Annotated in this window: 18 protein-coding genes; 12 read left to right on the top strand and 6 right to left on the bottom strand. The window is 55.6% G+C overall.

Annotated elements, in window-relative coordinates; all coding sequences use genetic code 11:
* The first annotated feature begins 117 nt into the window (after window positions 1-117).
* The gene (locus ACFCXQ_RS12545; protein ID WP_379551072.1) at window positions 118-339 is read left to right on the top strand and encodes a hypothetical protein; all 222 of its coding nucleotides are present in this window, start codon (window positions 118-120) and stop codon (window positions 337-339) included.
* Between the two features lie 139 nt (window positions 340-478).
* On the opposite strand, the gene ACFCXQ_RS12540 is transcribed toward ACFCXQ_RS12545, so the two are convergent.
* Complete coding sequence (locus tag ACFCXQ_RS12540) at window positions 479-874, bottom strand: hypothetical protein (protein WP_379551070.1); 396 nt, start codon at window positions 872-874, stop codon at window positions 479-481.
* Between the two features lie 113 nt (window positions 875-987).
* Between ACFCXQ_RS12540 and ACFCXQ_RS12535 the strand changes: the two genes are divergently transcribed.
* Together ACFCXQ_RS12535 and ACFCXQ_RS12530 are read left to right on the top strand one after the other, a co-directional pair.
* Complete coding sequence (locus tag ACFCXQ_RS12535) at window positions 988-1,521, top strand: TetR/AcrR family transcriptional regulator (protein ID WP_379551068.1); 534 nt, start codon at window positions 988-990, stop codon at window positions 1,519-1,521.
* A 56-nt stretch (window positions 1,522-1,577) separates the two neighbouring features.
* Window positions 1,578-2,795 (top strand): trans-sulfuration enzyme family protein, encoded by a 1,218-nt coding sequence (locus ACFCXQ_RS12530; RefSeq protein WP_379551066.1) that lies wholly within the window; start codon window positions 1,578-1,580, stop codon window positions 2,793-2,795.
* A 21-nt stretch (window positions 2,796-2,816) separates the two neighbouring features.
* Here the strand turns inward: ACFCXQ_RS12530 and ACFCXQ_RS12525 are convergent, their stop codons facing one another.
* A complete protein-coding gene (locus ACFCXQ_RS12525) occupies window positions 2,817-3,227 on the bottom strand; it encodes a DUF6628 family protein (protein ID WP_379551064.1) in 411 nt (136 codons plus the stop codon).
* 175 nt (window positions 3,228-3,402) lie between these two features.
* Here ACFCXQ_RS12525 and ACFCXQ_RS12520 point away from each other — a divergent pair, with 175 nt between their 5' ends.
* From ACFCXQ_RS12520 to ACFCXQ_RS12505, 4 genes are all read left to right on the top strand, one after another.
* Window positions 3,403-4,002 (top strand): 2-hydroxychromene-2-carboxylate isomerase, encoded by a 600-nt coding sequence (locus tag ACFCXQ_RS12520; RefSeq protein WP_379551062.1) that lies wholly within the window; start codon window positions 3,403-3,405, stop codon window positions 4,000-4,002.
* A 119-nt stretch (window positions 4,003-4,121) separates the two neighbouring features.
* Entirely contained in the window at window positions 4,122-6,107 is a 1,986-nt protein-coding gene (locus tag ACFCXQ_RS12515) for an alpha/beta hydrolase family protein (protein WP_379551060.1), read from the top strand.
* A 118-nt stretch (window positions 6,108-6,225) separates the two neighbouring features.
* Window positions 6,226-6,624 (top strand): Co2+/Mg2+ efflux protein ApaG, encoded by a 399-nt coding sequence (gene apaG, locus ACFCXQ_RS12510; RefSeq protein WP_379554662.1) that lies wholly within the window; start codon window positions 6,226-6,228, stop codon window positions 6,622-6,624.
* A 3-nt stretch (window positions 6,625-6,627) separates the two neighbouring features.
* The gene (locus ACFCXQ_RS12505; protein WP_379551058.1) at window positions 6,628-7,032 is read left to right on the top strand and encodes a DUF805 domain-containing protein; all 405 of its coding nucleotides are present in this window, start codon (window positions 6,628-6,630) and stop codon (window positions 7,030-7,032) included.
* A gap of 22 nt (window positions 7,033-7,054) precedes the next feature.
* Here ACFCXQ_RS12505 and ACFCXQ_RS12500 read toward each other — a convergent pair whose 3' ends face one another.
* Window positions 7,055-8,593 (bottom strand): Ppx/GppA family phosphatase, encoded by a 1,539-nt coding sequence (locus tag ACFCXQ_RS12500; RefSeq protein WP_379551056.1) that lies wholly within the window; start codon window positions 8,591-8,593, stop codon window positions 7,055-7,057.
* Complete coding sequence (locus ACFCXQ_RS12495; protein ID WP_379551054.1) at window positions 8,590-10,788, bottom strand: RNA degradosome polyphosphate kinase; 2,199 nt, start codon at window positions 10,786-10,788, stop codon at window positions 8,590-8,592. The genes ACFCXQ_RS12500 and ACFCXQ_RS12495 overlap by 4 nt, the downstream gene beginning before the upstream one ends.
* Before the next feature lie 152 nt (window positions 10,789-10,940).
* Between ACFCXQ_RS12495 and ACFCXQ_RS12490 the strand changes: the two genes are divergently transcribed.
* The 3 genes from ACFCXQ_RS12490 (at window position 10,941) to ACFCXQ_RS12480 (ending at window position 13,084) form a co-directional block, all read left to right on the top strand.
* A complete protein-coding gene (locus tag ACFCXQ_RS12490; protein WP_379551052.1) occupies window positions 10,941-11,741 on the top strand; it encodes a LysR family transcriptional regulator in 801 nt (266 codons plus the stop codon).
* Window positions 11,738-12,259: a GNAT family N-acetyltransferase gene (locus ACFCXQ_RS12485; protein WP_379551050.1), complete on the top strand. Its 522-nt coding sequence runs from the start codon at window positions 11,738-11,740 to the stop codon at window positions 12,257-12,259. Before ACFCXQ_RS12490 ends, ACFCXQ_RS12485 begins: the two co-directional genes overlap by 4 nt.
* A 483-nt stretch (window positions 12,260-12,742) precedes the next feature.
* Window positions 12,743-13,084: a hypothetical protein gene (locus ACFCXQ_RS12480; protein ID WP_379551048.1), complete on the top strand. Its 342-nt coding sequence runs from the start codon at window positions 12,743-12,745 to the stop codon at window positions 13,082-13,084.
* Window positions 13,085-14,074: 990 nt separating this feature from the next.
* Here the strand turns inward: ACFCXQ_RS12480 and ACFCXQ_RS12475 are convergent.
* Together ACFCXQ_RS12475 and ACFCXQ_RS12470 are read right to left on the bottom strand one after the other, a co-directional pair.
* Entirely contained in the window at window positions 14,075-14,854 is a 780-nt protein-coding gene (locus ACFCXQ_RS12475; RefSeq protein WP_379551046.1) for a HEPN domain-containing protein, read from the bottom strand.
* Window positions 14,851-16,053 (bottom strand): DUF262 domain-containing protein, encoded by a 1,203-nt coding sequence (locus ACFCXQ_RS12470; RefSeq protein WP_379551044.1) that lies wholly within the window; start codon window positions 16,051-16,053, stop codon window positions 14,851-14,853. Before ACFCXQ_RS12470 ends, ACFCXQ_RS12475 begins: the two co-directional genes overlap by 4 nt.
* A 365-nt stretch (window positions 16,054-16,418) precedes the next feature.
* Between ACFCXQ_RS12470 and rpsL the strand changes: the two genes are divergently transcribed.
* Both rpsL and rpsG read left to right on the top strand, forming a co-directional pair.
* Window positions 16,419-16,790 carry a 30S ribosomal protein S12 gene (gene rpsL, locus ACFCXQ_RS12465; protein ID WP_379551042.1) on the top strand — a complete coding sequence of 124 codons (372 nt, stop codon included), beginning with the start codon at window positions 16,419-16,421 and terminating at the stop codon, window positions 16,788-16,790.
* Window positions 16,791-16,937: 147 nt separating this feature from the next.
* On the top strand, window positions 16,938-17,408 hold the full coding sequence (gene rpsG / locus ACFCXQ_RS12460; RefSeq protein WP_379551040.1) for a 30S ribosomal protein S7: 471 nt from the start codon (window positions 16,938-16,940) through the stop codon (window positions 17,406-17,408).
* Window positions 17,409-17,419: the final 11 nt, after the last annotated feature.

Raw genomic sequence — 17,419 nt, 5'->3', positions numbered from 1 at the left:
TCGTGGATTTTTTCGAAAAGTTCTTTGCTTTTTTAGTATATTGTGGGAACTGAGGCAGTGAACAGGTCGGACCGACAGTAATGAAGGTTTAACTTGTTCCGAACGAGGAGAATTTCGATGCGTTTGAAGACCATTGCAATGGGCACCGCTGCAGCCGCTCTGGCGACTGCTCCTGTCCTTGCTGCTGATGCTCCGCTTTCGCGGAGTGCAGACTCATCAGCTGATGAGTCTGAAATCGGCGGCGTAAGCACAATTGTTCTCGTACTCGCTGCTGCCGCAGTGATCGCGGGCATTATCATCATCGCTGATGATGGTGATGACGATCCAGTTAGCGCCTAATAGCGCTGTCTGAGTAAGACAATTTTGGGGTGAGAGGGCGACTTCTCACCCCTTTTTGTTGTTTGCTGCATTTTTCGAAATCGGTTCTGCTATGTGGGTATGAGCAAGGAGCCCGGCCTGGCGTGCATGCCTCAAGCCACTACCTGCCTTGATGCGCCGCAGCTCGCTCCAGCCATAGTAGTCTCGTCACCATCGCCAATAATCCCACGCCCCCGGTGCAAGCACAAGCGATCACCCATGGGGCGGGTTTCATGCCAGCCGCCCGGGCGCGGGGGACAATAAAGGTCAGGGCTAGCGCGATGGCGATGACCAGATCATACCATACCTGCACACCCCATAAGCTGGTGGTGTGATTGGGCATAAAGCCAAGAACACCTTCTTGTGCGACGGTGAGAGCGGTGAAGCCCAGGAAACCTGCGAAGACAACGGCTGCGATCCAAAAGCTGGCTTGCTCTCGGTAGATGAATGCGAGAAAGAGGAATGCGGGCAGGCCAAAAGCGAGGCCTGCGTAGAAAAGGATTTCGAATGCGGTCATGGCGAATCATCTCAATTTATGTAGCAAGTGCTACAACTAGAGATAGCTTAGTGTAGCGATCGCTACAATAGGGTAATGTTCAGATTATGAATGCACCGCCTAAAAAGCCAAAAATGTCGCGGGAATCGCTTCTTCCTGGTCTCGCCGCGCATGTGCTGGAGCACGGTTTTGAGAATGCGAGCCTGCGTCCGCTTGCAAAGGCTGCGGGAACCAGTGACCGCATGCTGATCTACCATTTTAACAATAAGGAACAGATGGTTAAAGATATTTTGACCTACATAGCCGGTGTCTATTCTGCGTCACTACAAGAAGCCATGGGGCATGAGCGCGCGACATCACGCAAGGAATGTGTGGTGCGCATTTTGGCGGTGGGCCGCGAGCCCGCGATGCAGCCGTTCCTGACATTGTGGTGGGAGATTGTGGCGGGCGCCGCGCGCGGTGTCGCTGGCTATAAAGAGGCTGCCGAGGCGATGATGAGCGAATTGTTGGCCTGGCTTGAGGGGCAAATGCCCGAGGATGATCCTGACCCTGAGGGCGGGGCGCGATATCTCATGACGCTGATCGAGGGCAGTTTGATGCTGAGCGTTGTTGGCCATGCGCGGACCGCACGCGACGGATTGCTTGCGAGTGACCTTTCCACGCCGTAAGCCGCGCCCTAAGCTCCTCGCAAGCCGAGCACCTCGGGCACAGTAAGAGATCTTGAATGAAAAAGACCACCGGAATGGACCGCGCGACCACGCAAAAGTGGCGCCCAGCGACGCAAGCTGTGCGCGGCGGCACCTGGCGCAGCGAGCATGGCGAAACGAGCGAGGCGCTGTTCCTCACCTCCGGCTATACATATGATGATGCGGCGACTGTTGCTGCCCGGTTTGCGGGTGAAGCGGGCGGCATGACCTATTCGCGGCTCCAGAACCCCACCGTTGCGATGCTGGAAGAGCGTATCGCTCTGATGGAGGGGGCTGAGGCCTGCCGTGCACAGTCGAGCGGAATGGCGGCGATGACCGCCGCACTTTTGTGTCAATTATCCGTTGGAGATCATGTGGTTGCTGCGCGCGCAGCCTTTGGCTCATGCCGCTGGCTGGTCGATCAACTCTGCCCTCGTTTCGGCATCGAAACGACCGTTATCGACAGTGCCGACAATGCCGCCTGGGAAGCTGCGATCCAGCCAAACACCGAGGTGTTTTTCTTTGAAACGCCGGCCAATCCCACGCTCGATATTGTCGATATGGAGTATGTCTGCGGGCTTGCGACGGCTAACGGCATCACCACGGTGGTCGACAATGCCTTTGCTACGGCGGCTTTACAGCGGCCATTGGAATTTGGCGCGGATGTTGTCGCCTATAGCGCAACCAAGTTGATGGATGGGCAAGGCCGCGTGCTCGCTGGCGCGGTTTGCGGCAGGGAGGAGTTTATCAACGAGAAGCTGCTCCCGTTTCAGCGCAACACCGGCCCAAATTGCGCCCCGTTTAACGCCTGGGTGGTTCTGAAGGGTCTGGAAACGCTATCGCTACGGGCTCACCAGCAAAGCCGCAATGCGTTGGAGCTGGGCAAATATATCGAAGAGCGCCTTGCCAAATCAGGAGGGCGGATGCTGCATCCCGGCCTCGCAAGCCATCCAGATCATGAACTCGCAGCCAAGCAGATGGATGCCTTCGGGCCGATCTTCGCCTTTGATGTTGGCACGCGGGAAACCGCATTCTCATTGCTCAATTCGCTGGAACTTGTTGATATCTCGAACAATATTGGCGATGCGCGTAGCCTTATGTGTCACCCAGCCAGCTCAACCCATGCCAATATGGGGGACGAGGGGCGCGCAGAAATGGGCGTGACCGAGGGGCTTCTTCGGATCAATGTGGGGCTAGAAGATATCGCGGATTTGACCGAGGATATCGATCAGGCATTGGCGAAGGCAGGCATCTAGCTCCCCTCTATCGCGCAGCTCTCAACGAAGGCTGCACATTTTCGAGTGATTTATTTCCTCGCTCAACATCTGCGCCACTGGCAGTGTGCTACCGCAATCATCATTATCGGTAAGCCCGAGCAGTGATGGCAAGCCGTCGCCACAGATTGCCCCAAGCAACAACCCCTCGTCGAGCGTCATCCCCGGCGTGCAGCAAGGCGCTATCTTTATGGAACGCTTAGAAGCGGCGGCGATCTCGTGAACGAGGCACCTGATTAGTGCTAGCGGCCTGCGGAAACGCGTTTTGAATATGCGGATTGCGAGAAAGCTGGCTTCGGCATCTTGAAGGCCGTGGATCGCTGTACGCCGAGCGATCACCAATACGCCGCGTTCAATCGGGCAATCAGGCAATGGGAGTGGAAGGGAGGGGTAGTGGGTGTGTTTCTGATGCATGCGATTCTCCGACTAGTGGTTGAAGCAGATTACGCTATTGCAAATCATTAGCAACAAAATGTTGGGGTCAGGGTGTGTGTAGATTGCTAGAATTGGCGCTGACATAATTGAGCCCATGACGGGCACTGGAAGATTGTGTAGTCCGGTTGAAACGCATCAAAAGGGGAGGCCTGGAATGCCCAAGACACTGGAATTTCTGTTCGATTTTGTGAGTCCCAATGGGTATCTCGCTTGGTATCCGCTCAAGGAAATCGCCGCTCGAACGGGCGCCACCCTCGAAGTAACGCCGGTCTTTTTAGGTGGCATGCACAAGCTCACCGGCAATGCCCCGCCCATGATCCGAGACAAGGATGTGAAGGGCAAAGTTGAATATGGAATGCTGGAAATTCAGCGTTTTATCGCCAAGCATGGCTTCACCAAATACAAGCTCCACCCGCAGTTTCCGTTCAATTCGGTGATGTTTCAGCGCATGCTGCTCGCCGTGGAAGGCGCTGAGCGAGTAAAGCTGGTCGACACACTGCTGCCTGCTATTTGGGAAGAGAGCACGCCGATTGACGATCCGGCTGCTATTGGCGCGGTGCTTGCGAATGCAGGCTTCGATGCAGAGGCGCTGCTTGCGAAAACTCAGGACCCGGCAATTAAGCAGAAACTGGTCGATAGTACGCAAGGCGCGGTGGATCGCGGCGCATTTGGCATTCCGACCTTCTTTATCGGCCATGAGATGTTCTTCGGCAAAGAGCGCCTTGCGCAGATAGAGGAAGAGCTAGCGGGGTAGAGAAAGTCTATCTGCGCGGACATCTCTAGAAAGCTGGTTGATTTCGTCACAAAGCTAGGCAAGTTTGCCTGAGCATTGGGACGTTAGTGGTGTGCTATTGCAGAATACTGGGGGGTATTGTGGGATTACTTCGTTATATGGCGATGGCTGTGCTGTTTGGCACGGCTATACAAAGCCAATCATTGCTTGCGCAGGGTGGTGGTGCTGCACCCGCCAGCCTTAGTGATGTAACATCGTCTACAGCATCTGAAGAAAAGCCGCCAATAATCCCAACTTCGGCATTTGCGTCGCGCAGCTTTTTTCAGGCCGCGAAACTCTCCCCAGACGGCGCTCAAATGGCGGCAATGGCTAATCTGAAGGATGGAAAATTTCTCGTCGTGCTCGATGCGGCATCCAGACAGCTAAAGGCAAAGTACCCGGTTTCTAAGGAAACCGAACTGGAATGGTATCGTTGGGCAGGAAACTCCAAGCTCGTCCTGTCGCTTTCATCGCAGGGGAAGTTTCAGGGTGAAGATGCACTTTTCACGCGGCTTGCCTTGATCGATCAGGACACAAATTGGATCGGAATTCTCGGCCCCAAGACAGGCGTGATTGATGGCGACAATGTCATCCACGTGGCAAAGGACGGCTCATATCTGCTCGTCTCGACGCAAAAGACGATTTATGATTATCCGTCTGTATTTCGTTATGAATTGGAACAAGACGGCAAGGTCACAGTTGTTCAATCACCCAAGGATGGCGTGTGGGACTGGAGCGCTGATAACGCCGGTGTCGTGCGCCTTGGGACCGGTTGGTATCGCAATAGGATGCGCGTCTTCTATCGGCCCGACGCCAGCAGTAAGTTAGAGCTGGTCGGTAAACTCAGAGAGGGCGATGAAGAGGGGCGTTTCTGGAACGTCGCACAGATCGTTTCTGGATCGGATAAAGGGTACGTACTGCGCGAGAACGACGCGGGGCGTGTAGGCCTTCATTTGTTTGACTATTCGACGCGTGAAGTGGTCGAGACAATCTATGAGAATCCCGATTGGGACTTGGATTCGGCAACCATTCGTGACGGTAAACCGATTGCAGCCTTCTACACTGATGATCGCGAGCGGGTGGTTTGGTTCGATGAGGCGCGTGAGGAGCAGTATGCCGCGCTTTCTCGGGCACTTAAAGGGTATGATTTATGGGTCACGTCGCGGGCGCGCGACAACTCACGGATGATCGTTTGGGCAGGGGGAGAGGCTGACCCCGGCGTACTCTACATGTTTGAGCCTGCAGCCGGACGCCTTGATCAGTTACTTGAGCTGCGCCCGACAGTTAACTTCCAACATTTAGCGCGGCCAAAGCCAATCAGTTACTCCGCCCGCGATGGCACATTGATACATGGCTACTTGACCCTACCGCGCGGACGAGAAGCCGCCAACCTGCCGCTCATAATCTTGCCTCATGGCGGGCCGTACGGGGTGCGTGACAGCTTGCGTTACAATGATGAGGTGCAGCTGTTGGCAAACCGCGGATATGCTGTCCTACAACCAAATTTCAGAGGGTCGGATGGTTATGGAGAAGAGTTCACAAAACTAGGGACCGGAGCCATTGGCCGCGGAATGCAGGACGATTTGGATGACGCAATGGACTGGGCCGTAGCAGAGGGAATTGCTGACCCATCGCGCGTGTGCTTGGTCGGCGGAAGTTACGGCGGTTATGCTGCACTTTGGGGCATCATCCGCAACCCTGAACGCTATCGCTGTGCTGCGAGCTGGGCGGGTGTGACTGACTGGGATATGATGCTCAAATATGACCGGCAGTTCTTCTCGCGCAAAGGCGGCAAGAAGTGGCGAGCGCGGGTTGAAGGGGATGAGGAGTTTGATCTCGACAGCGTTTCCCCATACCGATTGGCTGAGACGCTGCAGCGGCCTGTGCTGCTTGCCCATGGTACAGAAGATAGCAACGTGCCGTTCAGACAGTTTCGCAAGTTTAAGAAAGCCACCAAGAAGGCTGCGATTCAGCCGACTGAATTGGTCATCGAAGACGAAGGACACAGTTTCTCAAAGCCAGAAAATGAGCAGAAATGGTATGATGCGCTTGTGACGTTCCTCGCTGAGCACAATCCACCAGATTGATAACCCGCGCTGCGCCCCTAACTGCTGCATTCGCGCAACGCCGGGGCACACATCTGGGTAAAGTTTGCAAATCCCCCTTGAGGGATGTGATTTTCGGATTAGCTTGAGAGACATGAGCATCAAGGCCCTGTTCCATCACGCCGCCATCACTAACGACATCGCTGTGCGCGTTGTGGTCAATTTCCTGCCTGAGCAATCGCAGCCAGAAATCGGGAAATGGTTCTGGGTCTATCATATCCGCATTGAAAACCTCTCGCGTGAGCAAGTGCAACTGGTCAGCCGCCATTGGCGGATTACGGACGCGCTAGGCAAAGTCAGCCACGTTGATGGCGAGGGTGTTGTTGGCGAACAGCCCGTGCTCGCCCCGGGTGCGGCACATGATTATGTGTCGGGTTGTCCGCTGGAGACGCCTCATGGCTCAATGGAAGGCTTCTATACCTTCCACCGCGAAGATGGCTCACCGATGGAGGTGCGCATCCCGTTCTTCCCGCTGTCTGCGCCTGCCACTGCGGATTGATAGATGCTTGATAGGCTGGTTGGCTACCGGATCAACCGTGCGACTTATTGGACGAACCTGTTGCTCATCATTGCCTTTGTGGTGGCTGTGATTGCGCTTGACTTCACAGCATCATCGCTCGGTATGGTTACCTTGGTTGTGTTCACAATGCTCGCGGCTTTGCGTCTACATGACATCGGGAAAACAGCCAAGATTGCGCTCTTCGGAGCCTTGTTGCTCTCATTCCTCCAGATTGCGGGTCTTGTGATCTACGGCATCGAGCAAGCTTTGATGATTGCCGGTACGATGAATCTTGTGGTGCTACTTCTGTTAGTTTGGCTTGGCGCAATCAAAGGTGATCCGGCCGCCAATGCCTGGGGCGATCCGCCGCCACCAGGCATTTCATGGCAGCGGCCTAAGCCAAGCTAAGCGGGGCGATCAGCTCGTTTGCTCAGCTTTTTCGCAAGGGACTATCAAACCACCCCTCGGGCTCATCCTCCAGATCAAACTTGCCGATCTTGATCTTTGGTTCCAGATCCAGCCAGTCGGCCAGAACCTCGAGATCCTTGGTCACCGGATAATTGGCAAGTGCCTGGCGGCTCTCATCAAGGCGCAGGATAAGCTTGCGTTTGCGGCGGGCGAGGGCGCTGGTCAGCATGGATACACGTGACGCCGCGCCCAACCTGTGCCCCAAGCGAAAGCCAAGACCCCATGTCTGGCCTTCGCGCAGCTCTTCATCACTGGCAAGACGGCGGAGCGACCCCGGCAATTCGGTACGTCCGAGGCTGCCGAAAAGCGCCGCCGCGATCATTGCGCGGCCTTGTGCATCTAGGCCGACCCAACGCTTATCGAGCGCCCATTCCGTCGCATGATTGACCCGCAAATTGGGCTCCACTCGGTGCAGGGCGACTGCTAATTGTGCTGCCGCTAGCCGAATGCGCTCATTAACCGACCCATCCCCTTGCGCGAGCTCAACGCTCCATGCTGCAAGCCGGGCTGCGTCGGTAATCGAGGAATTGAGCGGCGCGGCAAAGGCATCGACGCCTGCAAGCAAGGGGTCTTTGCGCCGATGAAGATCTGTCAGGCGCGCATAAAGTAGCCCCTCTCGGATGCCCCATGATGAAAAGATCAGCCGTGCCGGCTTTACTGTCTCAAGCATGGGCAGGAGCAAGGCGGCCGCATTTGGCAGATAGCTAGCGCGCATCGGGCTGATCCCGCGTAGACCCGCCAGCTGCTCAGGCTTGCTGCGGACTAGCTTGCGCGCCAGCCTCGCGGCCTCGTCCGGCTCCAGCTCAAACCCATGGGGGTCAGTCAGTGGATAGTCGATCGCGTTCATCGCATAGGCGGCAAAGGCCCGCCACGTACCGCCAACCATGAAGAGCGGATGCCTGCCGCGCTTATCCAAGCCTGCGTCCTCAAGTTTCCCTGTCACCTTCTTGGCAAATCGCCCTTGCTTGCGCAGTGCGGGCAGGCGCAGCGTGCCAAACGGCAGGCTGATCGCATCATGCGCTGCGTTTTTGGCGATAGACACCATTTCGAGGCTGCCACCGCCCAGATCGGCGACAACGCCCCGTGCATCGGGAAAAGCGCCAATTGCGCCCATGGCGGAGCTAACCGCTTCTTCCTCGCCGCTCAGCAGGCGCGGAGCAAAGCCAAGCTTCTCTACCTTTTTGAGAAACGCCGCGCCATTGCTGGCATCACGCGCAGCCGCCGTCGCCACGGTCTGAACATCATCGATTTCGAGGTCTTGGATGATCAGAGCATAGCGGGCGAGCGCCCCAAGTGCCTCTTTCTCTGCCGCTCCTGGAATTTTCCCCGTATCCGACAAATCGCGCCCTAGCCGAGCGGCGACCTTCTCATTCCAAATGACAACCGGGGAGCGCTCAGCGCCCGAGTAAATGACCATTCGGACCGTATTCGATCCAATATCAATCACGGCGCGCTTGGTGTCCGTTCTGCGGCCGCGCTTGCCCCGCCTATTTCGGTTCATTCGCTACTCTTATGCAGGGTCAATATAGGGACAGTGTGCTGTTCCAGAGCGGCACCGCGCCCGGAGAGCGAGGGGTTACTCATGAAATGCTGGTGACAGTTGAAGCGCACATCATTGTCGATCACGCGTTCACGCACGCGGACATAGCGGCCGTCTGGCAGCAGCACCCAGCTTTGCTCAGTATCAATGATATTGGCGAGCATCACCTGATCGAGCAATTGATCATGCACCGTGCGGTTCGTGATCGGCACCAACACCTCCACCCGGCGATAGAGATTGCGCGACATTGCATCGGCGCTGGTCAGGAAAACCTTGGCCTTTTTGCTTGGCAGTTCATGTCCATTGCCAAAGGCCCATAGGCGGCCATGTTCCAGAAAGCGGCCAATGACCGATTTGACCTGAATGTTCTCCGAGAGCCCTGGAATGCCAGCACGCAGGCAGCAAATGCCGCGCACGACTAGCGTGATCTTCACGCCAGCCTGACTGGCGGCATAGAGGCGGTCAATTGTCTCACGGTGTGTGATCGAGTTTAGCTTGGCCCAAATACCCGCAGGCTTGCCTTCCTTGGCATTGTCGATCTCAGCATCGATCATCTCATAGAGCTTATCAGCGAGACTCAGCGGGGAAACAGCGAGCTTTTCCAGCTTGCGCGGCTCGATATAACCAGTGACGAAGTTGAACAGCTTGGCGGCATCGCGCCCCAGTGCCTTATCGGCGGTGAAATAGCTGAAATCGGTGTAAATCCGTGCGTTGACCGGGTGATAATTGCCCGTCCCAAAGTGGCAGTAGGTTCGGTAGCCTTCTTCCTCGCGCCGCACGACGAGGCTGACTTTGGCGTGGGTTTTATACTCGGTGAAGCCGTAAATAACCTGCACACCGGCGCGCTCGAGCTCATTGGCCCAGTGTATGTTCCGTTCCTCGTCGAAGCGGGCTTTGATCTCGACCACGGCGGTGACAGCTTTGCCGGCTTCGGCAGCATCAATCAGCGCTGCGATAACAGGGGACTGGTCGCCTGCGCGGTAAAGCGTCTGTTTGATCGAGACGACATTTGGGTCAGAGGCCGCCTGCCTGAGAAAATCGACCACCACCTCGAAGCTTTCGTAAGGGTGGTGAATGATCATGTCTTTTTCGCGGATCGCCGCAAAGCAATCGCCATCATGGGCCAGCACGCGCTCGGGATAGCGCGGGTCGTATGGCGCGAATTTGAGGTCGGGGCGGGGCTCGCTACACACAGAGTCGAGGTCATGCAGGCCTAGCATGCCGCCGGTTTTGACAATCATTGCCGCATCAACGTCAAATTGCTCGCGCAGCATCGTCTCCAGCGCGCCGTCGCATTGATCATCCAGCTCAAGCATGACCGCGCGCCCGCGGCGCCGCCGCTGGATCGCCGAGCGGTAGAAGCGAACTAGATCCTCGGCCTCTTCCTCAATCTCGATATCGCTGTCGCGCAGCACGCGGAAATAGCCATCCCCGGCGATCTTGAAATCGGGGAACAGCAAATGCGCGAATTGCGTGATGACCTTTTCAATCGCGGCGTAAATCGCATTCTCACCGGGGATACGAACAAAGCGCGGCACGCCGCTTGGGATCAGCACCATCTCGACCAGACCAGGCTGACGTTTTCCGCGCTTCAAACGGAACACCAGCCCCATCCCTAGGTTGGAAACGAAGGGGAAGGGGTGCGATGGATCAATCGCCTGCGGCGTGATCAGCGGCAGAATGTCATTGGTGAAATAGGTTTCGAGCCAGCTCAGCTGATCCTTGCTCAGATCGCCCATTTCGGGGATCTGAATGTCCTCTTCCTCGAGCAGCTCAGTGAGCGTCGAAAGAATGGACTGTTGGCGCTCCTCAATCTGCAGAACTTCCGCGCGGATTGCCTCCAGCTGCTGAGCCGGGCTGGTGCCGTCAATGGCGGTGGTTTCAATCCCGCGATTGGCTTGGCCCTCAAGTCCAGCAATACGAATCATTGTGAATTCATCGAGATTACTTGCTGAAATTGAGAGGAAACGTAGTCGCTCGAGCAGCGGGTAGCGCTCATTTTCAGCCTCGGCGAGCACGCGGCGATTAAACGCGAGCCAGCTCAACTCGCGATTGACATAGCGCTCTTCCAACGCCTCAAACCCGCCGAGTGAAGTGCCACCGCCAGAAGAGTTATTTTCGGTAGTGCCCGTTATGTCTGCGTTATGCTGGCTCATAGGTCCCGCCCCTGTGGGCTAGGTTCTCCATTTTATTGTTACGACTTTGTTACATTACCATAGGGCGAGCCGTTATAGAAAAGGATTTGCGATGGCGACTTGTTTCATAGCGTTGTCGCATTTAAGTCGCCTTCCCAGATGAAAAGGCTGAAATGAAAAGAACGCACTTACCTCTAAACGCCCTGCGCGTGTTTGACGCAGCAGCGAGGCACCTGTCCTTCACCCGCGCAGCGGACGAGCTGGCTGTGACCCCGGCCGCTGTTGGTCAACAGATTCGCGCGCTTGAAGATCATCTTGGCACCGTGCTGTTTCGCCGGACCAGCAAGGGGCTGGAGCTGACCGAAGAGGGCTGTGCTGGCCTTGATGCCCTGCGTGAAGGCTTCCTCAAGTTTGAGGAAAGCGTGCAAGCGATGCAGGCGGGGCAGTCGAGCGACCGCTATACCATTGCGGCACCGCGCGAGTTTTACGCGCAATGGCTGGCGCCCAAGCTAGCGGAGTTCGCCAAGGACAACCCTGGCGTCCAGTTCATTTTTGTGGCGGATGAGAATGCTGACTTTACCGAATCGAACCTCGATTTCGCGATCCGGCTGGTTGACGGGCCGGGTGATCTTGAGGGCGTCGAGCTGGCTCCGGCGAGCCGCGTGACTGTAGCTGCGAAGACAGAGGACGGCTCTGTGCCGGAAAATTGGATCAGCTGGGGTCCGGATGTGCCCGAGGATGCGGAGGTGACGATCACTGTCAGCAATGCTGGGCAAGCGTTGTCGAGCGCGATGGCGGGGCTAGGCAAGGCGAGATTGCCAGAGCTGCTGGTGGTGGATCAGATAGCAGCGGATCGGCTGGTTGCGCTGGAAGGGCCGGAACCTGGCCTGCGCGCTTATTGGCTGGTCGCGCCGCTGCCGCAATGGCGGCAGAAGAAGGTGAAGGCGCTGGTCAGCTTTTTGAGCGAGTCTTGACTGATACTCCTGTTCTAAAAACCACCCGTTTCACCATGCGCCCTTTGCAGCGCAGCGATTGCGCTGCGCTATTCCCGACGCTGAATGACGAGGATCAGTGCCGCTATCTGACGCGGCCTGCCTTTGCGAGCGAGGAGGAGCTGTGGGGCTGGCTGGCTGATCCGACGTGGGACGGGCGGACGTGGATCGCTGAGGACGCTGGCGGACAGGTCGCGGGGCGCTTCGTCGCAATGCCCGGGCATGAGGATGGCGTGTCTGAAATCGGCTATATCGTGTGTGCAGACCGGCAGGGGCAGGGCGTTGCGGGCGAATGTACCGCCGCACTGGTCGACTACCTGTTCAATCAGGACGGTCACCGCAAGCTCACCGCAGAGGTTGACATCGACAACACTGCGTCGATTAAGCTACTGGAAAGACTTGGCTTTGCCCGTGAGGCTTACCTGCGCGAGCACGAGGTTACGCATATCGGGCTCCGCGATGTGCTGCTCTATGGGTTGTTGAAGAGTAAGCTAACCTAATTGGCTTTGTCGAGCAGCGCGCGATCGTTCGCTCGATGGATTCGGCTGTTCTTAGCATTTATTTGGTGCAACCGGTCCAAATTTGGGGAACTCAAATAATATTGCTCCGTTAATCAAATGCCGTAGAAGTAAGAGCGACTTTGATCTTGTAAAAACCTCAAGGGACGATCCTAAATCTCTGATTTTAAGTCTCTGTTGGAGTAGTGCAGTTGAAGGTCTATTCTCGCATTTACGATAGCAGAAGTTCGTCGCTTATGACGATCAAATATCCGGGATGGAGGAAGGCCGGATCCGAGCAGGACCAACTTTTTGAAAAAGAGCTCAGCATACTGGAACAGATAAGCGCTAGCATGGGATTGGCGCGTTTAGCGATGATAGTATTTGTAACAGGGCTGCATCGCGCAGTGAGTTACCTGCTCTCTTCTCCAACTAAGACGGTCCTTCATTGAACAAATTGTTCGTATATTTTGAAGGATATAATACATGACTATGGATCAAGAAGTTGCGCGTTTAAGAATTGGCCGCGATCTCCGTGATGCCGAGGCGAAGCTTGATGCTGCTCTGCTTTCGCAATCAGCTCTCCTGACGACTTTGGTTACAGCCCGCAGCGAAACAGAGAGCGAGCCGTTTCTCGGGCATGAGGCTTTGCTGCGTCTTACTAAGTCGCAACAAGCACTGCTTGATGCCGGGGGTGAGCTGGCCAGAGTGCATGGGCAGCTGAAAGGCATTCAGAAGGAACAAGCCGGGTTTGATGATTGTCCGCCGAATGAGCCTATGATCACCGGTGATGGTGAATACAATGACGTGGTAGCTCGGACTGCATAAGCCAAGCCGCCTAAGTCAAGGCCGCCTAAGCCAAGTAGGTGCCGTTAACTTGCTGATTGTTGACGGCTGTTACCAGTAGATCGCTCTGGTTCTCGCCGCGCTGCGGTGGAGAGCCAGGGCGGTTACGCTTGTCGGTTGCAGAAGGCTCGCCGGACTCGTCCAAGCCAGACGGTTCAGGCTTGGTGGCGGAGCACGGTCACCGACTAGGTGACCGCAAGGCCGACCGGCCGCCCGGAGCGACCGAAGGGAGTGAGGATAGCCAAGCAGCGCGGAGGCGCTGCGCCCGGCGCTTGAGGGTCTAAACAAAAAACTTTCTCACCTCTTGGTCGAACCGCAATGGCAGGCACCCGGCGTCTGGGCGCAAGGTCGTGAACTTGGGCCAAGAACACAGAGAGTCTTTGTTTTCCGCACGGCCTCCGCCGTGCGAGATCCTCGCTCATGCGATCAAAGATCGCATCGCTGCGGGCGGGCAGTCGCCCTTGCGGTGCTGCGCACCGGTTCCTCAACTATCTCCTCCCCAGCAGCACCAACTCATTTCGCACATGGCGGGCTAGGATTTTGGGATCGGTCTTTGGTAATCCACTGCCCTCATGTAGCGGAGCGGTAGGGCGCATATGACTCCCGATCTGCCCGGTGGCCACGTGATGCGCCCATCGGTTCATATGCTCGCGAGTTGCGGGGTCACCGACGGGCGAAAGCGCCGTGCCATTGATGCGGGAAAGGGGATATCCGAGCTCTGCGCTCGGAGCGAACTTTACAGTCGGATCATAAGGGGCGGTTTTCATTGGCAAAGGCCTCAGTTACGAGTGGGGCCGAGGTCCAAAGCAAATTAACATCAAGTAGGAAAATGGTTTATTGTAGTACTTGCGTTCCGCTGCACCTCCGTGCTGCGATTTTCTAGCCCATGCGATCAAAGATCGCACTTATGCGGATGGGCTGGTCGGCCTTGCGGGCCTGTGGCCCGTGAAAGCACTGATCTAGTGAAGTGCGCTAAGCATCGACGTCCGCCAAATCAGAGAAAGCTGTCGCTAGAGCCTTTACAAGCTGCGCACCATTTTTGACGCTATCAATGCTCACCGTGCGAGGCTCGCCGTGCGCTAAGTCGTTTCTAAGGTCAATCAGATCGTCTAACTCGCGCTTCATCAGACCGGCGACGGCCGTTGGCGATGCCGAGCCATTGCGCCAATTCAGCGTTGCAGTGTGCGAGCCCAGCTCCTTGCGAAAGGGTTGTTTTAGATCAAACCACTCAAAAATTTCGACGAGCTTTTCTGAGTTGCAATTGCCTATACGAGTAGAAAAAACTTCCGGTTGGAGTTCAATAGGCTTTTCCGACTTTAAAACCGTTGAAAGAGTATTCTCTAGACTTGGAAAGTCGAACTTGGCTCCAAGAAATGTGCCCGTAGGAAGCTGGCCCAAGATCTTCCCTGCCTTCGACAGGTAGGTAAGCCTTAATTTGCTGTTGAGATCGCCACCTTGGTCGTTGATTCGAGTGTGGATGAGCGTGATTTGAGCGTTGCAGAAGTTCCTAACGTATTCTTCAAATGCAGCGACGATCTGAACAATGAGGCCTCGGAAAACCGCTGCGGGTTGTGTGCGCCGAAGTTCTAATGCTCCCTTCAGAGTCTTCGTGAGCGGCCCTCCGTCATCATGCGCAAAAATTAGTTGAGCTGAATCCGCTACGTAGCTCATTGCGCAATCAACGAACTCGGCATTCTGCTCGACTTCATCCACCGTCGCATGAAGTAATTCCGCGGCCCCCGCTAGTTTCATTGAGCGGTGTCACGAACGATATCGGACATCAGCTTAATCCTAGCCTTAATCGAATCGGCGGTGTTGGCTCGACCAACGATTAAAGGGTAGCTATCCGATTCTGGATTAGTGAGTTCCATCATCTTTGTGGCTAGCATGTCACGTCTCTCAATCAGCCGAGCCTCATGGGCAAGGTTCTTGTCAAGAGCAATCATCTGAGCGTCGAATAGCGGTCGTGAGAGTTTGGTTGCTTTTCCATTTTCAAAGATGCGGAAAGCGTTTTCTCCGAAAATGTTTCGTGCTAATTTTATGCTCGAAACAAATCGGTCTCCTAGTGATTCGATCTTAGCATCGTCGGCGTTTCGGTTTTCCTTCATGCACCGATCAAGCATCGAGCGAACAGAGCCTGAAACCTTAGACTCATCTCTAAATGCGAAGAAGCGAAGTACAATTTCGCAGTCAATCATGCGCTTATACAGGTTGTTGTTGGTCAAATTTTCAGATTCTTCACCTGCCGAATTAATGTTGTCGCTATGTGCTGGAATGCCCCAAGCTTCTGTAAATTCGCGGTTGCCAGCAAGATCGCGTATCATCTTGTTGAACGGGCCAGAGTAAAGCGAATTCCGTAACTCCTGATGGTTGAGCTTTTCGCCGCCAGTATTAAGCCTATCGAACACTTGCGCTCTTAAATCGATATTGGGATCGTTATGGGAAACTGGGTCACTTACCAATGTGATGGCTGAGATCTTTGCTCGCTCCAAGCTCCCACGGATCAAGGGAGGCAACTTGCTGAATTGCCTGCCATTGAGGCTATCCCATATTAAAAGCCCCTTGAGTTCAAACTCGTTGCTGAGGAACTCAGAAATAGTGTTTAGACGCTGCTGCCCGTCCATGACCTCATACTTTCCAGGGAGGTTCTCGTACAAGAAGACCGGCGGCACGGGCACGTTCATAATGAAGCTCTCGATCAACCGGGATTTCTTTTTTTGATCCCACCTGAGACGCCTTTGATAGTCCGGCCGGAGATTACCCCACTTTTTCCCCCGTATGAAGTCCATCGCGTGAATTAAGAAAAAGTCGTTCTTTTCTTGTATAACGCGAAGGCGCCCTTCTGAGAATTGTCGTTCGAGAGCTTTGTCAGAGACTTTGGATGATGATGGGATTTCTTCCTCATCACCCTCGTCAGCGAAGTCTGAGAATAGGTCTAAACTGTCCGCCATATTTCACCTTGAATCGTTTGCTTGCCTATGTGGGGCGATCTACGATGCTTTTGCAAGGTGAAGTCTAGTGACTTGCTAACCATCCACCCCCTTGACCAACCCCCGCACCCCAGCTAAGGGCGCGCAGCTTGTTGGGAACATCACGTTTCCTGCCAACAGAATTTTGAGCTGAACATTGGCGGTCACGCTATCCCGGTAAGGGAAGGGCTATCGGCAAAGTAATCCGGCGATTGCAGCTGGGTGGAGCGTTTCAGAACTCGCGGCCTTGGCCTACGCATTGGCATATGCCTTTGCGCCGCCTGCCACGTTTCCTGATACTCCCTTCACACAGATGTCTTCGCCAAAACCTAGGTGAAGAGTAACTCATGCCAACGATTAACCAGCTGGTCCGCAAGGGCCGCGTTCCGCAGAAGACCAAGTCAAAGGTCCCTGCGATGGAGCAGAACCCGCAGAAGCGCGGTGTCTGCACACGCGTCTACACTACGACGCCGAAGAAGCCGAACTCCGCTCTGCGCAAGGTCGCCAAGGTGCGCCTGACGAACAGCCGCGAAGTCATCTCTTACATCCCGGGCGAGGGCCACAATCTGCAAGAGCATAGTGTGGTGCTGATCCGTGGCGGGCGTGTGCGTGACCTTCCTGGTGTGCGCTACCACGTGCTGCGCGGCGTGCTCGACACGCAAGGGGTCAAGGACCGCAAGCAGTCGCGCTCTAAGTATGGCGCTAAGCGGCCGAAATAGTTGGGGTGCGCTTCAGGCCTCCGCCTGAAGCTTATGCCTGGCCAGCCCTCGCCCCCTCCCTTCCGCCCTTGAGGATATACTTCCGGGTGGAAGGGAGGGGGAGAGGGCCGGCACCGAAGAATTAAAACTCCGAAGGAGTAGCAAACAATGTCACGTCGTCGTAGGCCCGAAAAGCGGGTTATCCTTCCTGATCCCAAGTTTGGTGATCAGATCCTTTCAAAGTTCATGAACAACCTCATGCTCGACGGTAAGAAAGCCGTTGCAGAGGGCATCGTCTACTCCGCGCTCGACACGGTCGAAGCCAAGGCGAAGACCAACCCGATTGAGCTGTTCCACACCGCGCTTGAGAACATCAAGCCGCAGGTCGAAGTACGTAGCCGCCGCGTTGGTGGCGCCACTTATCAGGTGCCTGTTGAAGTTCGCCCCGAGCGTGCTCAGGCTCTCGCGATCCGCTGGATGATTTCAGCTGCGCGTGGCCGCGCCGAAACAACCATGTCTGCGCGTCTCTCAGGCGAGCTGATGGATGCAGCGAACAACCGCGGCAATGCAGTGAAGAAGCGCGAAGACACGCACCGGATGGCTGATGCCAACCGCGCGTTCTCGCATTACCGCTGGTAACATTAATTCGA

This window comes from Qipengyuania rhodophyticola (assembly GCF_042493225.1).
Lineage (GTDB): Bacteria > Pseudomonadota > Alphaproteobacteria > Sphingomonadales > Sphingomonadaceae > Erythrobacter.
Note: the sequence above shows the minus strand (reverse complement) of the source record. Positions and strands in the feature narration are given on the sequence as shown.